This is a genomic window from Plasticicumulans sp., from assembly GCF_035331805.1.
GTDB lineage: Bacteria > Pseudomonadota > Gammaproteobacteria > Competibacterales > Competibacteraceae > Plasticicumulans.
In genome coordinates this window covers 23,047-42,204 of record NZ_DAOLKE010000002.1, presented here as the reverse complement: position 1 = coordinate 42,204, position 19,158 = coordinate 23,047, and the positions used below count along the sequence as shown (strand labels likewise).

The 19,158-nt window shown below is 68.9% G+C and carries 22 protein-coding genes; 2 read left to right on the top strand and 20 right to left on the bottom strand.

Annotated features, from left to right (window positions below; translation table 11 throughout):
• Positions 1–38: 38 nt before the first annotated feature.
• The 13 genes from acpS to rpoE all read right to left on the bottom strand — a co-directional run bounded on the left by acpS (position 39) and on the right by rpoE (position 11,045).
• Positions 39–446 carry a holo-ACP synthase gene (gene acpS / locus PKE44_RS00655; RefSeq protein ID WP_324547724.1) on the bottom strand — a complete coding sequence of 136 codons (408 nt, stop codon included), beginning with the start codon at positions 444–446 and terminating at the stop codon, positions 39–41.
• Positions 443–1,201 (bottom strand): pyridoxine 5'-phosphate synthase, encoded by a 759-nt coding sequence (pdxJ, locus tag PKE44_RS00650; protein WP_324547723.1) that lies wholly within the window; start codon positions 1,199–1,201, stop codon positions 443–445. The genes acpS and pdxJ overlap by 4 nt, the downstream gene beginning before the upstream one ends.
• Positions 1,198–1,953 (bottom strand): DNA repair protein RecO, encoded by a 756-nt coding sequence (recO, locus tag PKE44_RS00645; RefSeq protein WP_324547722.1) that lies wholly within the window; start codon positions 1,951–1,953, stop codon positions 1,198–1,200. The genes pdxJ and recO overlap by 4 nt, the downstream gene beginning before the upstream one ends.
• An 18-nt stretch (positions 1,954–1,971) precedes the next feature.
• A complete protein-coding gene (gene era, locus PKE44_RS00640; protein WP_324547721.1) occupies positions 1,972–2,919 on the bottom strand; it encodes a GTPase Era in 948 nt (315 codons plus the stop codon).
• Between the two features lie 57 nt (positions 2,920–2,976).
• Entirely contained in the window at positions 2,977–3,669 is a 693-nt protein-coding gene (rnc, locus tag PKE44_RS00635) for a ribonuclease III (protein WP_324547720.1), read from the bottom strand.
• Between the two features lie 13 nt (positions 3,670–3,682).
• A complete protein-coding gene (locus PKE44_RS00630) occupies positions 3,683–4,045 on the bottom strand; it encodes a DUF4845 domain-containing protein (protein WP_324547719.1) in 363 nt (120 codons plus the stop codon).
• Positions 4,046–4,098: 53 nt separating this feature from the next.
• Entirely contained in the window at positions 4,099–4,878 is a 780-nt protein-coding gene (lepB, locus tag PKE44_RS00625; protein WP_324547718.1) for a signal peptidase I, read from the bottom strand.
• A gap of 162 nt (positions 4,879–5,040) precedes the next feature.
• Positions 5,041–6,846, bottom strand: a complete 1,806-nt coding sequence (gene lepA, locus PKE44_RS00620) for a translation elongation factor 4 (RefSeq protein ID WP_324547717.1) — start codon at positions 6,844–6,846, stop codon at positions 5,041–5,043.
• A 72-nt stretch (positions 6,847–6,918) separates the two neighbouring features.
• Positions 6,919–8,280: a Do family serine endopeptidase gene (locus tag PKE44_RS00615; protein WP_324547716.1), complete on the bottom strand. Its 1,362-nt coding sequence runs from the start codon at positions 8,278–8,280 to the stop codon at positions 6,919–6,921.
• 138 nt (positions 8,281–8,418) lie between these two features.
• Positions 8,419–8,844: a SoxR reducing system RseC family protein gene (locus tag PKE44_RS00610; RefSeq protein WP_324547715.1), complete on the bottom strand. Its 426-nt coding sequence runs from the start codon at positions 8,842–8,844 to the stop codon at positions 8,419–8,421.
• Complete coding sequence (locus PKE44_RS00605; protein WP_324547714.1) at positions 8,841–9,872, bottom strand: MucB/RseB C-terminal domain-containing protein; 1,032 nt, start codon at positions 9,870–9,872, stop codon at positions 8,841–8,843. The genes PKE44_RS00610 and PKE44_RS00605 overlap by 4 nt, the downstream gene beginning before the upstream one ends.
• Positions 9,873–9,913: 41 nt before the next feature.
• Positions 9,914–10,453, bottom strand: coding sequence for a sigma-E factor negative regulatory protein (locus PKE44_RS00600; protein ID WP_324547713.1), 540 nt, complete (start codon positions 10,451–10,453; stop codon positions 9,914–9,916).
• 13 nt (positions 10,454–10,466) lie between these two features.
• Positions 10,467–11,045: an RNA polymerase sigma factor RpoE gene (gene rpoE, locus PKE44_RS00595; RefSeq protein WP_324547712.1), complete on the bottom strand. Its 579-nt coding sequence runs from the start codon at positions 11,043–11,045 to the stop codon at positions 10,467–10,469.
• A gap of 204 nt (positions 11,046–11,249) precedes the next feature.
• On the opposite strand from rpoE, the gene nadB reads away from it, so the two are divergent.
• Complete coding sequence (gene nadB / locus PKE44_RS00590) at positions 11,250–12,884, top strand: L-aspartate oxidase (RefSeq protein ID WP_324547711.1); 1,635 nt, start codon at positions 11,250–11,252, stop codon at positions 12,882–12,884.
• Positions 12,885–12,901: 17 nt separating this feature from the next.
• Here the strand turns inward: nadB and PKE44_RS00585 are convergent, their stop codons facing one another.
• The 7 genes from PKE44_RS00585 to PKE44_RS00555 all read right to left on the bottom strand — a co-directional run bounded on the left by PKE44_RS00585 (position 12,902) and on the right by PKE44_RS00555 (position 17,493).
• Entirely contained in the window at positions 12,902–13,339 is a 438-nt protein-coding gene (locus PKE44_RS00585; RefSeq protein ID WP_324547710.1) for a protein YgfX, read from the bottom strand.
• Positions 13,308–13,550, bottom strand: coding sequence for a succinate dehydrogenase assembly factor 2 (locus PKE44_RS00580; protein WP_324547709.1), 243 nt, complete (start codon positions 13,548–13,550; stop codon positions 13,308–13,310). Before PKE44_RS00580 ends, PKE44_RS00585 begins: the two co-directional genes overlap by 32 nt.
• Positions 13,551–13,634: 84 nt before the next feature.
• Positions 13,635–14,414, bottom strand: coding sequence for a succinate dehydrogenase iron-sulfur subunit (locus tag PKE44_RS00575; RefSeq protein ID WP_324547708.1), 780 nt, complete (start codon positions 14,412–14,414; stop codon positions 13,635–13,637).
• A gap of 16 nt (positions 14,415–14,430) precedes the next feature.
• On the bottom strand, positions 14,431–16,221 hold the full coding sequence (sdhA, locus tag PKE44_RS00570) for a succinate dehydrogenase flavoprotein subunit (protein WP_324547707.1): 1,791 nt from the start codon (positions 16,219–16,221) through the stop codon (positions 14,431–14,433).
• An 8-nt stretch (positions 16,222–16,229) separates the two neighbouring features.
• Positions 16,230–16,619, bottom strand: a complete 390-nt coding sequence (gene sdhD, locus PKE44_RS00565; RefSeq protein WP_324547706.1) for a succinate dehydrogenase, hydrophobic membrane anchor protein — start codon at positions 16,617–16,619, stop codon at positions 16,230–16,232.
• 13 nt (positions 16,620–16,632) lie between these two features.
• Positions 16,633–17,010 carry a succinate dehydrogenase, cytochrome b556 subunit gene (gene sdhC, locus PKE44_RS00560; RefSeq protein WP_324547705.1) on the bottom strand — a complete coding sequence of 126 codons (378 nt, stop codon included), beginning with the start codon at positions 17,008–17,010 and terminating at the stop codon, positions 16,633–16,635.
• Between the two features lie 294 nt (positions 17,011–17,304).
• Positions 17,305–17,493, bottom strand: a complete 189-nt coding sequence (locus tag PKE44_RS00555) for a succinate dehydrogenase assembly factor 4 (protein ID WP_324547726.1) — start codon at positions 17,491–17,493, stop codon at positions 17,305–17,307.
• Between the two features lie 212 nt (positions 17,494–17,705).
• On the opposite strand from PKE44_RS00555, the gene PKE44_RS00550 reads away from it, so the two are divergent.
• Positions 17,706–18,668, top strand: a complete 963-nt coding sequence (locus tag PKE44_RS00550; RefSeq protein WP_324547704.1) for a folate-binding protein — start codon at positions 17,706–17,708, stop codon at positions 18,666–18,668.
• Positions 18,669–19,158: the final 490 nt, after the last annotated feature.

Sequence of the window (19,158 nt, the reverse complement as noted above, 5' to 3'; positions counted from 1 at the left end):
GCAGCGTCCGCGACGCCGCCGGCCGCCGCGAGCCTGGTTCAGGCCGGCGCGCGGCCGGGCGGGCCGGCGTCGCCCTCGACGATCACCACCGCCAGCGCGTATTCGCGCTCGTCGCTGATGCTGACGTGCGTGGCGCTGGCGCCGAGCGCCTGCAGGCGTGCGGCCGCAGCACCGCTGAGGATCAGGTGCGGGCAGCCGAGCGCGTCGTGGCCGAGGCCGACCTGCGCGAGCGTCAGGCCCTGCTGCACGCCGGTGCCGAGCGCCTTCAGCGCCGCCTCCTTGACCGCGAAGCGCTTGGCGAGCAGCCGTGCCGGGTGGCGGCTGGCGCGGTACTCGTCGAGCTCGTCGGCGGTCAGCACCTTCTCGGCGAAGCGTTCGCCGTGGCGGGCGATGATCTCCTCCATGCGCGCGACGCGCACGATGTCGGTGCCGAGCCCGAGGATCATCGGCCGGCGACCCTCGCGCGGGCCTCCAGCATCCGCTGCTTCATGTCGCGCACGGCCTGCGCGAGACCGTCGAACAGCGCCTGCGCGACGATGGCGTGACCGATGTTGAGCTCGTGCAGCTCGGGGATCGCCGCGATGGCGGCGACGTTGTGGTAGTGCAGGCCGTGGCCGGCGTTGACGACCAGACCGAGCGCATGCGCCTGCGCAGCGGCGGCGCGCAGGCGCGCGAGTTCGGTCGCGAGCTCGTCGGCGGTGGCGGCCTCGGCGTAGCGGCCGGTGTGCAGCTCGATCTTCGGCGCGCCGCTGCGCGCGGCGGCGTCGATCTGCTCCGGGTCGGCGTCGATGAACAGCGACACCGCGCAGCCGGCTTCGGCGAGCCGCTCGCAGGCCTCGCGCACGCGCGGGAAGCCGCCGGCGACATCCAGCCCGCCCTCGGTGGTCAGCTCCTGACGGCGCTCCGGCACGAGGCAGACATCGGCCGGGCGCAGGCGCGCGGCCAGCGCCAGCATCGGTGCGGTGACAGCCATCTCGAAGTTCATGCGCGTCTGCAGCACCTGCGCGATCAGCTCGACATCGCGATCCTGGATGTGGCGGCGGTCCTCGCGCAGGTGCAGCGTGATCGCGTCGGCACCGGCCTGTTCGGCGACCAGCGCCGCCTGCACCGGCTCCGGGTAGCGCGTACTGCCGCGCGCCTGGCGCAGCGTCGCGACGTGATCGATGTTGACGCCGAGCAGCAGCGGGGTCGGGGCGTTCACGCGGGTTTTCCTCCGGCGGGGGCGGCGAGGCTGCGGAAAGCGCGCGCGAGTTCGCGCGTGCGCACCGGCCGGCCGCCGAGACAGTGATCGATCAGCGAGCGCGTCAGCGTGCGCGCCTCGCGCAGCGTGTCGCGGTCCGGACAGGTGAATGATTCGGCACCGGCGGCGAGCGCGAGCAGCGTGCGGCCGCTGAGCTCGACGCCGCCGGCCGGCGCTTCGGCGAGGCCCGGCAGCCGCCGGGCGCCGGCATCGGGCCGGTAGTGATAGCGGGCATCGGCCTGCAGCGGCTCGCCGTCGGTATCGACCGCCAGCGCCGGTGCGTAGCCGAGCGCGGTGAGCAGCTCGCACTCGAACACGCGCAGCGCCGGTTCCGGGTCGGCAGGTTCGGCGAGCGCCACCAGCGCGGCGCGGTAATGGCCGAGCAGCAGCGGCTGCGGATCGTCGCGGGCGAGCAGCTTCAGCAGCAGTTCGTTCAGGTACAGGCCGGCGACGGCGCGCTCGCCGGCGAGCCAGAAGGCGGCACCGGCGGCCTCGGCGCTCGTGAGGGTCGCCAGTTCGCCGCGCCCGGCAAGCCCGACCAGCAGCGGCTGGAACGGCCGCAGCCAGCCGCGGCTGCGCGAACGCGGTCCGCGCGCGCCACGCGCCACCGCGCCGACCCGGCCGCGCGTCAGCGTCAGCAGTTCGAGCAGCAGGCTGGTGTCGCGGTACGGTCGCGTGTGCAGCACCCAGGCGGGTTCGAGTCCGGGAGACATCACGCCAGCCGCCCGGCTTCAGTCCTCCGACTCGTCGAAGCCGAGGCTGCGCAGGGCTTTTTCGTCGTCGGACCAGCCTTCGCGCACCTTGACCCAGGTCTCCAGGTGCACCTTGGCGTCGAACATCTCTTCCATGTCGAGGCGCGCCAGCCGCCCGGCTTCCTTGAGCGTGCCGCCCTTGTCGCCGATGACGATGGCCTTCTGGCCCTTGCGCTCGACCCAGATCACCGCCGAGATCCGGTGCAGCCGGCCCTCGACCTCGAACTTCTCGATCTCGACGGTCAGCGCATACGGCAGCTCGTCGGAGAGCACGCGCGTGAGCTTCTCGCGCACCAGCTCGGCGGCGAGGAAGCGCTTGCTGGCGGTGGTGATCTGGTCCTCGTCGAAGAAGAACGGATTGGCCGGCAAGTGCTTCGCGATCTCGGTTTCCAGCGCCGCGGCGTTCGTGCCCTTCTGGGCCGACAGCGGCACGATCGCCGCGAACGCGCGCTTTTCGGCCATCTGCTGCAGGAAGGGCAGCAGCTTCGGCTTGTCGGTGACGCGATCGACCTTGTTGACGGCGAGCAGCACCGGGCCGGCGTAGTCGGCGAGGCGTTCGAGCACGGCGGCATCCTCGTCGGTCCAGCGCAGCGCCTCGATCACGAACACCACGGCATCGACGTAGCCGAGCACGTTGCCGGCGGCGCGGTTCATGTAGCGGTTCATCGCCTTGCGCCCGTTCAGGTGCAGGCCCGGCGTATCCACATAAACGATCTGCGTGTCGGCGAGCGTCTGGATGCCGAGGATGGTGTGGCGCGTGGTCTGCGGCTTCGGCGAGGTGATGCTGAGCTTGAAGGCGAGCAGGCGGTTCAGCAGCGTCGACTTGCCGACGTTGGGCCGGCCGAGCAGCGCGACGTAGCCGGCACGGGTGTTCGGGGCATCGGCGTCGCTGTCCGGCGTTGCGGTCGGTTCGGTCGGTTCGGTCATGGTCACGGCATCCGGACGGGCGCCGCCGGCAGGGCGGCGCGACAGGGAAAGGAATGTTCAGTGGCCGCCAGCGGTGAGCGTCGCCAGCATGCGGCCGGCGGCTTCCTGTTCGGCCTTGCGCCGGCTCGTGCCGCTGGCGACGACGGCCGGCAGGCCGCTGCAGGTGCATTCGACCGTGAAGGTCTGCGCGTGCGCCTCGCCGCTGACCTCGACGATGCGGTAGGCCGGCAGCGGCTGCTGGCGGGCCTGCAGGTATTCCTGCAGCCGCGTCTTCGGGTCCTTGAGTTCGGACGGCGATGGCAGCGCATCGAGCCGCGGACCGAACAGCGCCAGCACGACGCGGCGGCAGGTTTCGAAGTCGCTGTCGAGGTAGATCGCGCCGATCAGCGCCTCGAAGGCATCGGCGAGGATCGAGGCGCGCCGGTAGCCGCCGCTCTTCAGTTCGCTGCCGCCGAGGGCGAGCGCATCGCCGAGCGCCAGCTCGCGCGCCAGTTCGGCGAGGGTCGCCTCGCGCACCAGCAGCGCGCGCAGCCGCGTCAGGTCGCCTTCGGGCGCACGCGGCAGGCGCTGGTACAGCGCCTCGCCGATCACGCAGCCGAGCAGCGCATCGCCGAGGAATTCGAGGCGCTCGTTGTTGCTGCCACCGGCCGAGCGGTGCGTCAGCGCCGCGTCGCGCAGCGCCGGGTCGCGGAAGCGGTGGCCGAGCGCCGGCTCAAGACGCGCAGCCGCGCTCGGCAGGCCGGTGTGCATGCCGGCGCCCGCCTCAGAGGCCGGAGGCAGAGGCGATCTTGACACGCTGTTCATGCGTGAAATGCGCAACCACGTCGAGGTTGTAGATCAGCGGCCGGCGGGTCTCGTATTCGATCGAGATCACCAGTTCGCCGGCATCCTTGGTGACCTTGACGTCGCTCGACTTGATCGCGTCGATGTCGTTGACGTCGAAGTGCCGCTGCAGGCGGTTGCGGATCTCGTACGCCGACATCCGCGCCAGATTGGCTTCCTGCTCGATGCCCTTCATCGCGCTGCTGACCGTCGCGTCCGCGATGTAGATCGGTGCGATCCGGAACACCATCAGCATGCAGAAGCCGATCACGCCGCAGATCAGCAGCACGGTGATCGGCGACATGCCGCGCTGGCCCGCCCGCAGCGCGCGGGCGCAGGGACGGGGCTGCTGCCTTCTCATTCGATCCTCCTGCCGATGCGGCCGCAGTGGCCGTTGCCGGTCACGCAATCCCAGTTCATCCAGATCATGAACGCCTTGCCGATCAGGTTCTCCGCCGGCAGGTAACCCCAGTAGCGGCTGTCGCGGCTGTTGTCGCGGTTGTCGCCCATCGCAAAATAGTGGCCCGGCGGCACGACGTACTCGCGCGCCCCGCTGTCGAGCATGCGCGGCGCCACCTGGATCAGGTGCTTCACGTCGCCGAGCTGTTCCTGGCGCGCCTCGAACCCCGGTTCGAGGTCGCTGACCGGGCCGGGCAGCTTCGTCTGCTCGACCGCCTGCCCGTTCACGAACAGCTGCTTGTCGCGATAGACCAGCCTGTCGCCGGGCAGGCCGACGATGCGCTTGATGAAGGCCGTCGACGGGTCTTCCGGATAGCGGAACACCGCCACGTCGCCGCGCTTCACCTCTCCGGTCGACAGGATCTCGGTGTTGCTGACCGGCAGGCGCAGGCCCCACGAGAACTTGCTGACCAGGATGAAGTCGCCGGCGCGCAGCGTCGGCAGCATCGAGCCGGACGGGATGCGGAAGGGCTCGACGATGAAGGAGCGCAGCAGCAGCACGACGACGATGACCGGGAAGAAGGATCGCGACCAGTCGACGTACCACGGCATCGGCCGCGGCCCGCCGACCCCGCCGGCGGCGGCCCGGGCCGGTGCCAGCTTCCAGACATCGAGGGCATAGACCAGACCGGTCACGAGTGCGGCGAGCACCAGCGCGGCAGCAAAATCGAAAGTCATCGAACCGGATTCCTCTTGCTTGCGGGCGTGGAGTCTGGCGCCGGGAGCGGCGGCTCATGCCGTCCCCGGCGGAAGGAAGCCACCGACGATTTCAGCCCCCTGCGCTCACCGCAGGGCGGTCGGGAAACGGGGGAAGGCCAGGCATGCCCGGTGCGGCCGGCATCACTTCTTGTCGACCTGCAGCACGGCGAGGAAGGCCTCCTGCGGGATGTCGACCTTGCCGACCGATTTCATGCGCTTCTTGCCTTCCTTCTGCTTTTCCAGAAGCTTGCGCTTGCGCGACACGTCGCCGCCATAGCACTTGGCCAGCACGTTCTTGCGCAGGGCCTTGACCGTCGAGCGCGCGATGATGTGGCTGCCGATCGCCGCCTGGATCGCGACCTCGAACATCTGGCGCGGGATCAGATCCTTCATCTTCTCGACCAGATCACGGCCGCGGTACGGCGCCTGCTCGCGATGCACGATGATCGCCAGCGCATCGACCTTCTCGCCGTTGATCAGCACGTCGAGCTTCACGAGCGGCTCGGCCTGGAAGCGCTCGAAGCTGTAGTCGAAGGACGCGAAGCCGCGCGACACCGACTTCAGCCGGTCGAAGAAATCCAGCACGACCTCCGACATCGGCAGTTCGAAGGACAGCTGCACCTGACCGCCGGCGGCGTAGTGGAGGTTGCGCTGCACGCCGCGCTTCTCGATGCACAGCGTGATGACGTTGCCGAGGTAGTCGGCCGGCACCAGGATGTTGGCGAGAATGATCGGCTCGCGGATCTCGTCGAGGTAGTTCGACGCCGGCAGCTTGTCGGGATTGTCGATGTAGGCGATCTCGCCGGCGGTGGTCAGCACCTCGTAGACCACGGTCGGCGCGGTGGTGATCAGGTCGAGGTCGTACTCGCGCTCCAGCCGTTCCTGGATGATCTCCATGTGCAGCATGCCGAGGAAGCCGCAGCGGAAGCCGAAGCCGAGCGCCTGCGAGGTCTCGGGCTCGTAGTGCAGCGAGGCGTCGTTCAGGCGCAGCTTCGCGAGCGCCTCGCGCAGGTCCTCGTACTGGTCGGATTCGATCGGGAACAGCCCGGCGAACACGCGCGGCTGCACCTTCTGGAAGCCGGGCAGCGCCGCCGCGGCCGGATTCTGCGCATCGGTGATCGTGTCGCCGACCGGCGCGCCGTCGATCTCCTTGATGTTGCCGATCACGAAGCCGACCTCGCCGGCGGCGAGCACCGGCTTGTCGAAGCGCTTGGGCGTGAACACGCCGACCTTGTCGACCTGGTAGACGCGATCGGACGACATCATCCGGATCTTCTGGCGCGGTGCGATGCGTCCGTCGACGACGCGCACCAGCGACACGACGCCGACGTAGGCATCGAACCAGGAATCGATGATCAGCGCCTTCAGCGGCGCATCGGGATCGCCCTTCGGGGCCGGGATGCGCTCGACGAGCTGTTCGAGCAGGTCGACGACGTTCAGGCCGGTCTTGGCCGACACGCGCACGGCGTCGGAAGCGTCGATGCCGATGATGTCGCCGATCTCGTCGATGACACGCTCGGGCTCGCACTGCGGCAGGTCGATCTTGTTCAGCACCGGCAGCACTTCGAGGCCCTGCTCGATCGCCGTGTAGCAGTTGGCGACCGACTGCGCCTCGACGCCCTGCGCGGCATCGACCACCAGCAGCGCGCCCTCGCAGGCGGCGAGCGAACGGCTGACCTCGTAGCTGAAGTCGACGTGACCGGGCGTGTCGATGAAGTTGAGCTGGTAGGTCTCGCCGTTGCGTGCGGTGTAATCGAGCGACACCGACTGCGCCTTGATCGTGATGCCGCGCTCGCGTTCGAGGTCCATCGAGTCGAGCACCTGCGCGGACATCTCGCGCTCCGACAGGCCGCCGCAGATCTGGATGATGCGGTCGGAGAGCGTGGACTTGCCGTGATCGATGTGGGCGATGATCGAGAAGTTGCGGATGTGATCCATCGAGGCCATGGGTGCGAAGGTTCCGGCGGGCCCGCGCAGGGACTGCGCAGGCGAAGGGAGAGCGGGCCGGCGCTTGCCGCGTCAGGGCACGCGCAGGGCCAGATAGGCGGGTCCGGAGCGGCGCAGCACCAGCAGCGCGATGGCACGGCCGGCCGGCAGGTCTTCGAGCGTGCGGTCGAAGGCATCCGGATCCCGAATCTGCGCGCCGTTGAGCATGCCGAGCACGTCGCCCTGGCGCAGGCCGGCACGGGCGGCACGGCTGTTGTCGACCTGCTCGACCAGCACGCCGCCGTCGGGAATGCCGAGCTGGCGGCGCAGCTCCGGCGGCACCGGCGCGACGCGCAGGCCCAGCCGGTCGAGCGGCCGCTCGGAGGTGACGACCGGCTCGGTGCTCGCGACCGGCGGCTCGTTGTCGGGCAGCGCCGCGATCTGCACCGCCAGCGTCTGCGGCTTGCCGCCGCGCATGATCGCGAGTTCGACGCGCCGGTCGACGCCGGTCGCGCCGACCAGCGGCGGCAGCGCCGTCGACAGGTCGATCTCGTGGCTGTCGAAGCGCGTGATCACGTCACCGGTGCGCAGGCCGGCCGCGGCCGCCGGACCGTCCGGGAACACGCGGCTGACCAGCGCGCCGCGCGGGCTCGCGAGCCCGAAGGATTCGGCCAGATCGCGGGTCAGCGGCTGCACCAGCACGCCGAGCCAGCCGCGGCTGACGTGACCGCTGTCACGCAGCTGGCGCGCCACGTCCATCGCCGTCTCGATCGGAATCGCGAACGACAGGCCCATGTAGCCGCCGGTCTGGCTGTAGATCTGCGAGTTGATGCCGATGACCTCGCCGCGCAGGTTGATCAGCGGTCCGCCGGAGTTGCCGGGGTTGATCGGCACGTCGGTCTGGATGTAGGCGACGTAGGGCTCGCTCGGCAGGCTGCGGCCCTTGGCACTGACGATGCCGGCGGTCACCGACTGCTCGAAGCCGAACGGCGAACCGATCGCGAGCACCCACTCGCCGACTTCCAGCGCATCGGCCCGCCCGACCGTGGCCGGCTGCAGGCCGTCGGCGTCGATCTTCAGCAGCGCGAGGTCGGTGCGCTCGTCGGTGCCGATCACGCGCGCCGGCAGTTCGCGCCGGTCCGGCAGGCGCACGACGATGTCCTCGGCATCGGCGATCACGTGGCGGTTGGTCAGCAGCCAGCCGTCGGCCGCGATCACGAGGCCGGTCCCGAGCGCATCGGCAGCGTCCGGAGAAGCGTCTTCGTCACCGTCATCGCTGTTGTCATCGGCCGCCGGCTCGGTCGCGGCCGCGAGCTTGCCGATCGAGCTGATGTTGACGACGGAACCGGCATTGCGCTTCACGAGTGCCGGAAAATCGGGCAATCCGGCCGCCAGTGCACCGGCACACCCCAGCAGCCACAGCACGCCCGCCAGAGCGCCCCGCCACACGACCATGCACGACTCCCGCCGTCACGACGAACCAGAACTGGACCCGCGAGCCGCGGGCCGGAAAGCGGCGAGTATACCTGCGCACTCCGGAGGACTGTGAATAGCCTTCCCGGCAGCTGCGGCGGGGATCAGGGGTCCCGGGATTCAGAGCCGGCGCAGGATGACCGGCTGGAAGCGCGGGTCCAGTGCCATGCGCCGGGCGCGCCGGCGCGTCCACAGCAGCGCGAGCAGCAGGCCGGCCATACCGCTCGCCGCGCTCGTGCCTTGCCCGAACGGCGAGCCGGCGAGCGCCCCGCCCAGCAGGCCGAGCAGCGGCACCAGGTACAGGATCGCCGATCCGGCGAGCAGTGCGCCTTCGGCCAGGCCGAGTTCGACGTGCTCGCCGCTGCGGTAATCGGCATCGGCGAGCGCGGCAACGACGTTGCGCCGCCCGCCGGTGACCTTGCCGATCGCAGCCGTGCCGCAGCCGGCCTGGGCCTGACAGCTGCCGCAGGCGCTGCGCCGCCGGGTTTCGACCAGCAGCCGGCCGTCGGCAGCCGGACCGAGCACGATGCCTTCCTCGACGATCAAGGCTTGGTTTCCGCCGTCTTGTCGGCCGTGCCCGCCGTGGTGGCCGTGCTGGTGACGGGCGCCGGTGCGAACTTCAGGCCCTGCGCGAACGCAGCCACCGTCGCCGCCGGCACCTCGCCGACCACGACCGCCTGGATGCCGTCGACGACCTTGCCCCAGGCGTTCATCGCGCCGATGCGCGACGGCCCTTCGAGCAGGCTGCGGCCCGGCGTCACGCGCTCGATGAACAGCGAGATCGTCGCCAGCCCGTCGCTGTAGACGACATGCTCGGTCGGGCGGCCATCGCTCTGGCGCTGGAAGCGGTTGTGCTGCACCTGCTCGAAGCCGGCCGGCGGGCTGGCGAGGCTCCACTGCGCGACCGGCGCCACCTCGGCGACCGTCGACACCGGGGTTTCGCCGCTGCCGGGATCGCCGGCCCCGGCCGCCTGCAGCTCGGCCGCACTCGGTGCGGGCGGCGCCACGTCCAGGAAGCGCAGGTCGGTGTACATCATCTGTTCGAGCGGCGCGCCGTCGGAGCCGACCAGCATCGTGCGCACGATCATGCCGGTGTTCTTTTCGAGCCACAGCCGCAGGCCGTAACGCAGACCGTCACGCGGCGTGACGGCAAGGATGCGGGCCTCGTGGCCGGCGACGCGGTCCTCGCCCTGCAGCCCGAAGGCGTAATGGCGTTCGAGGCGGTCGATGTCCTTCGGCAGACTGACCGGGAAGCTGGTCACGCGGCGACTCTTCAGCGTGATCTGCCCTTGCGGCAGCGAGCAGGTGAGGTCGCGATTGGCCAGCAGCACCTCGCGCTTCGGACCCGACAGCGAGTTCAGGCGCTGCCATTCGCCGGTGTCGGCCCGACCATGCGTGATGCGCATCGATTCAACGTGCGAGCCCTGCACGTACACGAAGGTGCCTTCGAAGTTCAGCCGCTCGACACCGCCGAGCGTACGCTCCAGCCACTGGCGCACCTCGCCGGCCGCCCGGGGCTGTCCGTCTTCCGCAGCCCCGGCGGTCGTCGCCACCAGCACCGGCAGCAGCAGCACCGCCGCGCAGGCGGCTCGCTTACATACTGTGCCGGCGCTGATCAACGCTCCTCCTCGTAACCGACCATACGGGCATACGGGATGACACCGCTCATCTGGTTCATCGTCGCCGATTCGTTGTGGCTCATCAGGAACTCGTTCAAACGCGCGTTGCGCTCCCAGTCGACCTGGGCGACCTGTCCGGCGGCTGCACCCGGCAGCTTCTCCGGCGTCTGCACGGCGACCGGCGCCCCCGCCTCGGGCTGCAGCGCCTGTTGCGGCGGCAGGCCGATCAGTGCGGCAGCCGCGATCGAGGCCGCCAGTGCCAGTCCGACGACCGGCCGCTTCCAGCCCCGGGTGGCGACGGCCGGCGCAACGACCGGCGCTTCCTCGGCGATCGCCGCCGATACCCGGGCGGTGAGGTCGAACGGCAGTTGTTCGGGCAGGTTGTTGCGCATCGCCTCGCCGATCAGGTGATAACGCGTCCAGCGCGCGGCGAGTTCCTCGTCGCGCTCCAGCCGGCGGACCAGCAGATCGAGCTCCTGGGAGTCGAGCTCACCGTCCGTCAGCGCCGAAAGCTGTTCAGCAGTCTTGTCCGTCATGTCTTCAGCCCTGCTAACCGTCCACCAGTGGACGAAGGTGTCTGTCGATGGCCTCGCGCGCGCGGAAGATGCGGGAGCGGACCGTACCGATCGGGCAGCCCATGGACTGCGCGATCTCCTCGTAGCTCATTCCTTCGATCTCGCGCAGCGTGATGGCCGTGCGCAGATCCTCGGGCAAAGCCTCGATCGCCCGGAAGATGGTTGCCTCGATCTCGTCCCTGAGCAGCAGCCTCTCCGGCGTGTCGATCTCCTTGAGCAGCGCAGCACTCTCGTACTGCTCGGCCTCGGTGGCATCGATGTCCGATCCGGGCGGTCTGCGCCCCTGGGCCACGAGGTAGTTCTTGGCAGTGTTGATCGCAATCCGGTACAGCCAGGTATAGAACGCACTGTCACCACGAAACCCGGACAGTGCGCGGTACGCCTTGATGAAAGCTTCCTGCGCGACGTCCAGCGCCTCCGTCTGGTCGTGAACGTAGCGGGTGACGAGCTTGACGATCTTGTACTGGTACTTGCTGACCAGGATGTCGAACGCACGCTTGTCCCCTTTCTGTACCCGAAGGACCAGTTCCTGATCTGCCACTGACTCGCCCATGCGGGCAAACCCCTTTGACCGTAAGGCATCGTCCGTGCGAGTCACCTGGTAGACCGCGTCAACGGCCCCGGGTTCGCACCGATACCGGGAAGTTGATTAAGATGATTTGAAGCAGCGGACGCCGGGATATAGCAGAAGACATGCCATGTCGCCCGGCTGGCGACGCGGCTCAAAGTACCCCACGCCCGAGGCCCCCTCAAGATCATGACCGGTCACTTTGCTTTCGACGTGCTGATCATCGGCAGCGGTGCCGCCGGCCTCAGCCTCGCCCTGAGACTCGCCGAACACGCAAAGGTTGCGGTACTCGCCAAGGGACCGCTGTCCGAAGGCAGCACCAACTACGCCCAGGGCGGCGTGTCGGCGGTGTTCGACGCCGCCGACTCGATCGAATCGCACATCCAGGACACGCTGATCGCCGGTGCCGACCTCTGCCACGAGGGTGCGGTGCGCTTCACGGTCGAGCACGGTCCGGCCTCGATCCGCTGGCTCAGCGAGCAGGGCGTGCCGTTCACGCTCGAAGCGCGCGACGACGGCTCGCGGGAATACCACCTGACGCGCGAGGGCGGCCACAGCCACCGGCGCGTCGTGCATGCCGCCGACGCCACCGGCCGTGCGATCCAGACCACGCTGGAGGAACGCGCCCGCGCCTGCCCGACGCTCAGGCTGTTCGAGAATCACGTCGCCGTCGATCTGGTGACGACCCGCAAGCTCGGACTGACCGACAACCGCTGCGTCGGCGCCTACGTGCTCGATCGCGACAGCGGCCGCATCGAGGTGATCGCCGCGCGCTTCGTGATCCTCGCGAGCGGCGGTGCGAGCCGCGTGTATCTGTATTCGAGCAATCCGGACGGCTCGACCGGCGACGGCATCGCGATGGCCTGGCGCGCCGGCTGCCGGATCGCGAACATGGAATTCATGCAGTTCCACCCGACCTGCCTGTACCACCCGGCGGCCAAGTCCTTCCTGATCACCGAGGCGGTGCGCGGCGAAGGCGGTCACCTGCTGCTGCCGGATGGCACGCGCTTCATGGAGCGCTTCGATCCGCGCCTCGAACTCGCTCCGCGCGACATCGTCGCGCGCGCGATCGACCACGAGATGAAGCGCCTCGGCGTGCCCTGCCTGTACCTCGACATCAGCCACAAGCCGGCGGCCTTCATCGAGGAGCACTTCCCGAACGTGCTCGCGACCTGCCTCGATTACGGCTTCGACATGCGCCGCGAACCGCTGCCGATCGTGCCGGCCGCGCACTACACCTGCGGCGGCGTCATGACCGACTTCGCCGGCCATACCGACCTGCCCGGCCTGTATGCGGTCGGCGAGGTCGCCTTCACCGGCCTGCACGGGGCCAACCGCATGGCGTCGAACTCGCTGCTCGAATGCCTGGTGTTCGCGGCCTCGGCCGGTCAGGACATCCTGACCCGGCTCGCCGACGTGCCGCCGCCGCCGCCGCTGCCGGACTGGGACGAGAGCCGCGTGACCGATTCCGACGAGGAGGTCGTCGTCTCGCACAACTGGCTGGAGCTGCGGCGCTTCATGTGGGATTACGTCGGCATCGTGCGCACCGACAAGCGCCTGGCGCGCGCCCGGCATCGCGTCGAACTGCTGCTGCGCGAGATCGACGAGTACTACGGGCACTTCCGCATCAGCGCCGACGTGATCGAGCTGCGCAACCTCGCGCAGGTCGCCGAGCTGATCATCCGCTGCGCGCTCGCCCGCCAGGAAAGCCGCGGCCTGCACTACACGCTCGATTACCCGGACACCGACACCGCCCACCCGCCGCGCGACACCGTGCTCGTACCCGGCAACTGGGCGCTGGCCGAGCGCATGCCGGGCTGGTGAACCGGCGCGGGCCCGTTTCAGGGCTCGACCGCGGTGTACAGCCGCAGCCGCACGCGCAGGCGGCGCAGCGCCTGCGTGTCGGCGGCGTCGGCTGCGATCAGCAGCGCCCGCGGCCACCAGCCGTCGCTGCCCGTCACGTAGCGCACGATCACCAGCCACGGATGCACGTACGCCGACACCGGCGTCAGTGCAATCCGGCTGCCGTCGTCCGCCACCAGCGTCCAGCCGCCGGCATCGGCGGCGAGCGCCCGCCACCGCGGCCGGCGGTAGCGATCGAGCTCGCGCCCGAACGACGCAAGCACGACGCCGGCCAGCCCCCAGGAGAGTCCGCCCGGCAGCCGGCAGACGCCGATCGCGAGCAGCGCCAGCGCGTGCAGCACCGCCTGCAGCAGCAGCAGCCGTGGCGAGCGGCCGATCGCGATCTCAAACGGCGGTGGCGGCCTTCGCGAGGACATCGGCCATGACCGGATCCTGCGGCTGCTCGCGGCCGGTGACCCAGCTCCAGAGCTGCGGATCCTGCACGTCGAGCAAGGCGATGAAGGCCTGTCGCTCGGCCTCCGGCGCTGCGTCGTAGTGGTGATCGAGGTAGCGCAGCATGACGATGTCGAGTTCCTTCATGCCGCGGCGGCAGCGCCAGTACAGCTTGGACTTCGGGGGATTTTCCACGGACGGATGACCTTGCGGATCGCGGAAATGCACAGGGCGGCCGTGTGCGGGCCGCCCTGCGGGTGAGACAACGCTACGCCGGGATCAGAGGCTGCGCTGCAACATCAGCTTCTTGATCTCGCCGATCGCCCTGGCCGGGTTCAGGCCCTTCGGGCAGGTGCGGGCGCAGTTCATGATCGTGTGGCAGCGGTACAGGCGGAACGGATCCTCGAGGTCATCGAGGCGCTCGCCGGTGAACTCGTCACGCGAATCGATGATCCAGCGGTAGGCCTGCAGCAGGATCGCCGGGCCGAGGTAGCGATCGCCGTTCCACCAGTAGCTCGGGCACGAGGTCGAGCAACTGGCGCACAGGATGCACTCGTACAGGCCGTCGAGCTTGGCGCGGTCTTCCTTGGACTGCAGGCGCTCGCGCTCCGGCGGCAGCGTGACGGTCTGCAGCCAGGGCTTGATCGACGCGTACTGCGCATAGAAGTGCGTCAGATCCGGCACGAGGTCCTTGATCACCGGCATGTGCGGCAGCGGGTAGATCTTGACGTTGCCTTCGACCTCGTCGATCGCCTTGATGCAGGCGAGCGTGTTCGTGCCGTCGATGTTCATCGCGCACGAACCGCAGATGCCTTCGCGGCAGGAGCGGCGGAAGGTCAGCGTCGGGTCGATCTCGTTCTTGATCTTGATCAGCGCGTCCAGAACCATCGGACCGCAGGCGTCGAGATCGATGTCGTAGGTGTCCAGCCGCGGGTTCTGGCCCGAGTCCGGATCCCAGCGATAGATCTGGAAACTGCGCACGCGCTTGGCGCCGGTCGGGGCGTGGTAGGTCTTGCCCGAACCGACGATCGAGTTGGCGGGAAGCTTGAATTCGGCCATCGTCTGTCGCCCTCTGTCAGTACGTGCGCTTCTTCGGCGCGATGTACTCGATCTCGTCCGTCAGCGTGTAGGTGTGCACCGGGCGATAATCGATGCGCACCTGCCCGCCGTCCTCGACGTAGGTCAGCGTGTGCTTCATCCACTCGCCGTCGTCGCGATCCGGGTAATCCTCGTGCGCGTGCGCACCGCGGCTTTCCTTGCGGTTCAGCGCCGAGGTCATCGTCACCAGCGCGCAGCCGAGCAGGTTCTGCAGCTCCAGGGTTTCGACCAGATCGGAGTTCCAGACCAGGCTGCGGTCGGCAACCTTCACGTCCGCGAAGCTGTTGTACAGCTCGGTGATCGCGGCCACGCCCTGCGCGAGCGAGGCGTCGGTGCGGAACACCGCGGCGTCGTTCTGCATCGTGCGCTGCATCGCGGCGCGGATCTGCGCGGTCGGCTTCGAGCCGCTGGCGTTGCGGATCTGGTCGAAGCGCTCGACCAGCGCATCGACGGTGCCGGCCTTCAGCGGCTTCTGCGGCGCACCGGCCTTGACCGTCTCGGCGCAGCGGTTGGCGGCGGCGCGGCCGAACACCACCAGGTCGAGCAGCGAGTTGGAGCCGAGGCGGTTGGCGCCGTGCACCGACACGCAGGCGGCCTCGCCGATCGCCATCAGGCCCTTGACCACGGCGTCCGGGTTGCCGTCGACGAGGTTGACGACCTCACCGTGATAGTTGGTCGGGATGCCGCCCATGTTGTAGTGCACGGTCGGCAGCACCGGGATCGGTTCCTTGGTCACGTCGACGCCGGCGAAGATGCGCGCGGTCTCGGCGATGCCCGGCAGGCGCTCGTGGATGACCTCGGGGCCGAGGTGCTCCAGGTGCAGGTGGATGTGATCCTTCAGCGGGCCGACGCCGCGGCCCTCGCGGATCTCGACGGTCATCGAGCGCGAGACCACGTCGCGCGAGGCGAGATCCTTGGCGTTCGGCGCGTAGCGCTCCATGAAGCGCTCGCCGTTGCCGTTGGTCAGGTAGCCGCCCTCGCCGCGGCAGCCTTCGGTCAGCAGGCAGCCGGCGCCGTAGATGCCGGTCGGGTGGAACTGCACGAACTCCATGTCCTGCAGCGGCAGGCCGGCGCGCAGCACCATGCCGTTGCCGTCGCCGGTGCAGGTGTGGGCGGAGGTCGCCGAGAAGTAGGCGCGGCCGTAACCGCCGGTGGCGAGCACGGTCTGCTGGCCGCGGAACACATGCAGCGTGCCCTCGGCGAGATCCCAGGCCAGCACGCCGCGGCACTCGCCGTCTTCCATCAGCAGGTCGAGCGCGAAGTATTCGATGAAGAACTCGGCGTTGTGGCGCAGCGACTGCTGGTACAGCGTATGCAGGATCGCGTGACCGGTGCGGTCGGCGGCCGCACAGGTGCGCTGGGCCTGACCCTCGCCGAAGTTCGTGGTCATGCCGCCGAACGGGCGCTGGTAGATCTTGCCTTCCTCGGTGCGCGAGAACGGCACGCCCTGGTGTTCGAGCTCGATGATCGCCGGGATCGCCTCGCGGCACATGTACTCGATCGCGTCCTGGTCACCGAGCCAGTCGGAGCCCTTGACCGTGTCGTACATGTGCCACTGCCAGGAGTCCGGCCCCATGTTGCCGAGCGCGGCCGAGATGCCGCCCTGCGCGGCGACCGTGTGCGAGCGGGTCGGGAAGACCTTGGTCAGGCAGGCGGTGCGCAGACCCTTCTGCGCCATGCCGAACGTGGCGCGCAGGCCGGCGCCGCCGGCACCGACCACGACCACGTCGTAGGTGTGTTCGATGATCTTGTAATCGGTCGTAGCCATGAAAATCCTTAGCCTCCGAAGGCGATCTTGAGGACGGAGATGACGGCGGTGGCACCGGCGACGATGACGACAAGATTCATCGCCAGCAGCGCACCGAGCTTCACCAGCTCCTCATGGACGTAGTCCTCGATCACCACCTGCAGGCCGAGCCGCGCGTGATAGAACATCGCCGTCAGCAGGACGACGAGCAGCGCGGTGTTGAACGGGCGCGAGACCCAGGCCTTCATCGTCGCGTGGTCGGCATGGGCGACCGACAGCAGCGATACCGCGAACCACAGCACCAGCGGCACCAGGATCACGGCGCTCAGGCGCTGCAGCCACCAGTGGTGGACACCGCTACGGGACGAACCGAGGCCGCGGACATGGGCCAGCGGCGTGCGCAGACTGCTCTTGCTCATCGTGTCTCCCCCCTCAGGTCACGATGATCCAGCAGACGAAGGTCAGCGCCGTCGCGGCGCCGAGAACCGTCTTGCCGGTCTTGTAAACGGTCGGAATGTCGAAGCCGTGGCCGGCGTCCCACAGCAGGTGCCGGATGCCGTTGCACAGGTGGTAGAACAGGGCCCAGGTCCAGCAGAACAGGAACAGCTGGCCGAGCATCGAACCGAGCACGTGCTGCGCACGCTCGAAGGCTTCAGGGCCGACGGCGGCGGCGGCCAGCCAGTAGACGATCAGCAGCGTTCCGATCGACAGCGCGACACCGGTGCCACGGTGCAGGATCGAGAGGACCGAGGTCATCTGCGGTTTGTAGACCTGAAGATGCGGCGACAGGGGCCGCTTGTCCGTTGCCATGTATGTCCACCTCGAGATGCGGGCTTGACGCTGGTTTATCGTTCTGTCCGGCCGTCTGGCGACGGCCGGCGATTTTGCCGGTGTCTAATGTGTCGATGGAACGCATTAGAGTCCGGCACCCCCTCGGCCTGCGGCCACCGTAATCCGGTCACTGAAGCGTCATTGCAACCGGAATCCGGGATAAGGAATTCGAATTTCGTGATTCTGAATTCCCGGACCGTCAAAGCCAAAAAACGCGCGCAATATCGCAAACCGCCGCCCGCCCGGGCAAGCATGGCAGCAGCGGAATGCGGTTCAGAAATCGATGCAGCGACCGTTCTTCTCCCAGTCGCCATAGCGGGTCGGTTCAGGGCCGGCGCGACCACCGTACTCGGTGGTGGTGGCGGGCGGCGGCGTTTCGTCGAGGCTGTCGGGATGCCCGGCAGGGGCGGCCGGCGGTACAGGTTCGACTGCCGGCGACGGCTCGTCGCACGTTACGCTCATATGTCCTTGATCTCCGCCGCAAAAGCTGTCGGCCGTCACGACCTGATTCCAGGATCACGGTCGCCGGTACGGGCTTTTTTTCGATGATCGCGCATTATGCGGACCGGGCAGTACGCTTGCAACGCAAGGGCGGCGCCACCCGGGCGCCGGGATGACGCCATCCCCGGCCCTCCGCGCCGCCTTCCCCTTCGCCGCCCGCCAGATCCCCGAAGATGACCGACGATACCGATCCGACTGCCGACACCTGCCTCCATCCCCTGCCCGCCCCCGGCCTGATCCGCGTGGCCGGTGCCGAGGCATCCGCCTTCCTGCAGGGCCAGCTGACGCAGGACGTGCGCCGCATCGACGCGACGACGACGCTGCGCGCCGCCTGCTGCAACCCGAAGGGCCGCGTGCTGGCGACGCTGCGGCTGTTCGCGCGCGATCAGGCGCTGTGGCTCTGGCTGCCGGCCGAGCGCGCGGCCGCGCTGGCACAGCGGCTGAAGATGTACGTGCTGCGCGCGAAGGTGGAACTGAGCGACGTGAGTCCGCAGTTCGCCGCCCTCGGCGTGAGCGGTGCAGGCGCCGGCGCACGGCTTGCCGGGGTACTGGGCGTGCCGGTGCCGGAGCAGGCGGACCGCGCGCTGACGCACGATGGCCTCACCGTGCTCGGCCTGCCCGCAGCGCCGCCGCGTCTGGCCGTGATCGGCGATCCGGCCCGCATCGACGCCCTGCAGCAGGCGCTGCTCGCAGCCGGAGCGCGTGCCGCCACGGCCGAAGACTGGGCGACGCTCGACATCGCCGCCGGCATCGCCGAGGTGCACGGTCCGCTGGTCGAAGCCTTCGTGCCGCAGATGCTGAACCTCGACCGCACCGACGGCATCAGCTTCAGCAAGGGCTGCTACACCGGCCAGGAGATCGTCGCGCGCGTGCATTACCTCGGCCAGATCAAGCAGCGGCTGTACCGGGCGCACGTCGATGCCCCCGCGGCACCGGCCGTGGCCGAGGCGCTGATCGCGGATCAGGCCGGCCCGAACGAGCAGGCCGGCCAGATCGTCAGCGTCGCCGCCGACCCTGCGGGCGGCTGGCAGATGCTGGCCGTCGTCACGACACAACTCGCCGCCCGGGACGCCGTCCGGCTCGCCGACGGCACGCCGCTGCGCCTGCAGCCGCTGCACGCCGGACAGGACACCTGACTCGGACGTTCCGCGCGCGGCCGGCCCGGGCCGGATTACGGAGGCGGTTCCATGGAGGTCATGGAGGCCTCCCGCACATCATTACGCCCGCACATCGCTGAAATCCTGCGGACAAGATGATTACGGCCCCGCCCCGGCAGCCTGGCGCGATGCTCATTCGCCACCATGGCGGCAACCGGAAATCCGGCTGATTCCGCAGGCCCTCATCTGCAGACGCGATCAGACGTTTGACGGCATAATCATCAACTTACAAAATATTAAGCTTGTAATTCCGCCGCCGCCCCGCTGAAACGGCCCGGTATTTCCGCAAGCGCCGATGGCAGGCGGAACCGGAAGCTGGCGTTTTACGGCATGCACTTTCCGGAAGATGTGCGCTGCACATTCCTTCCGGAAACAGGTATCGGAGTCGCCGGTGAATTCCACCGGAAGCCGGGATGGCTTCCGTGCCCGGCCGGCGCAGCCGTGCATCCCGAGAGTCAGTTGCCATGGG

Excerpts from the sequence above, each read along its gene's own strand:
- lepA (WP_324547717.1), bottom strand. The coding sequence starts at position 6,846 with ATGGCCTCGATGGATCACATCCGCAACTTCTCGATCATCGCCCACATC.
- PKE44_RS00555 (WP_324547726.1), bottom strand. The coding sequence starts at position 17,493 with ATGAGCGTAACGTGCGACGAGCCGTCGCCGGCAGTCGAACCTGTACCG.
- PKE44_RS00600 (WP_324547713.1), bottom strand. The coding sequence starts at position 10,453 with ATGACGGACAAGACTGCTGAACAGCTTTCGGCGCTGACGGACGGTGAG.
- PKE44_RS00630 (WP_324547719.1), bottom strand. The coding sequence starts at position 4,045 with ATGTCGCCGATCACCGTGCTGCTGATCTGCGGCGTGATCGGCTTCTGC.
- rnc (WP_324547720.1), bottom strand. The coding sequence starts at position 3,669 with ATGCACACCGGCCTGCCGAGCGCGGCTGCGCGTCTTGAGCCGGCGCTC.
- PKE44_RS00575 (WP_324547708.1), bottom strand. The coding sequence starts at position 14,414 with ATGGCCGAATTCAAGCTTCCCGCCAACTCGATCGTCGGTTCGGGCAAG.
- sdhD (WP_324547706.1), bottom strand. The coding sequence starts at position 16,619 with ATGAGCAAGAGCAGTCTGCGCACGCCGCTGGCCCATGTCCGCGGCCTC.
- sdhC (WP_324547705.1), bottom strand. The coding sequence starts at position 17,010 with ATGGCAACGGACAAGCGGCCCCTGTCGCCGCATCTTCAGGTCTACAAA.
- lepB (WP_324547718.1), bottom strand. The coding sequence starts at position 4,878 with ATGACTTTCGATTTTGCTGCCGCGCTGGTGCTCGCCGCACTCGTGACC.
- nadB (WP_324547711.1), top strand. The coding sequence starts at position 11,250 with ATGACCGGTCACTTTGCTTTCGACGTGCTGATCATCGGCAGCGGTGCC.
- rpoE (WP_324547712.1), bottom strand. The coding sequence starts at position 11,045 with ATGGGCGAGTCAGTGGCAGATCAGGAACTGGTCCTTCGGGTACAGAAA.
- recO (WP_324547722.1), bottom strand. The coding sequence starts at position 1,953 with ATGTCTCCCGGACTCGAACCCGCCTGGGTGCTGCACACGCGACCGTAC.
- era (WP_324547721.1), bottom strand. The coding sequence starts at position 2,919 with ATGACCGAACCGACCGAACCGACCGCAACGCCGGACAGCGACGCCGAT.
- PKE44_RS00585 (WP_324547710.1), bottom strand. The coding sequence starts at position 13,339 with ATGTCCTCGCGAAGGCCGCCACCGCCGTTTGAGATCGCGATCGGCCGC.
- PKE44_RS00550 (WP_324547704.1), top strand. The coding sequence starts at position 17,706 with ATGACCGACGATACCGATCCGACTGCCGACACCTGCCTCCATCCCCTG.
- PKE44_RS00615 (WP_324547716.1), bottom strand. The coding sequence starts at position 8,280 with ATGGTCGTGTGGCGGGGCGCTCTGGCGGGCGTGCTGTGGCTGCTGGGG.
- sdhA (WP_324547707.1), bottom strand. The coding sequence starts at position 16,221 with ATGGCTACGACCGATTACAAGATCATCGAACACACCTACGACGTGGTC.
- acpS (WP_324547724.1), bottom strand. The coding sequence starts at position 446 with ATGATCCTCGGGCTCGGCACCGACATCGTGCGCGTCGCGCGCATGGAG.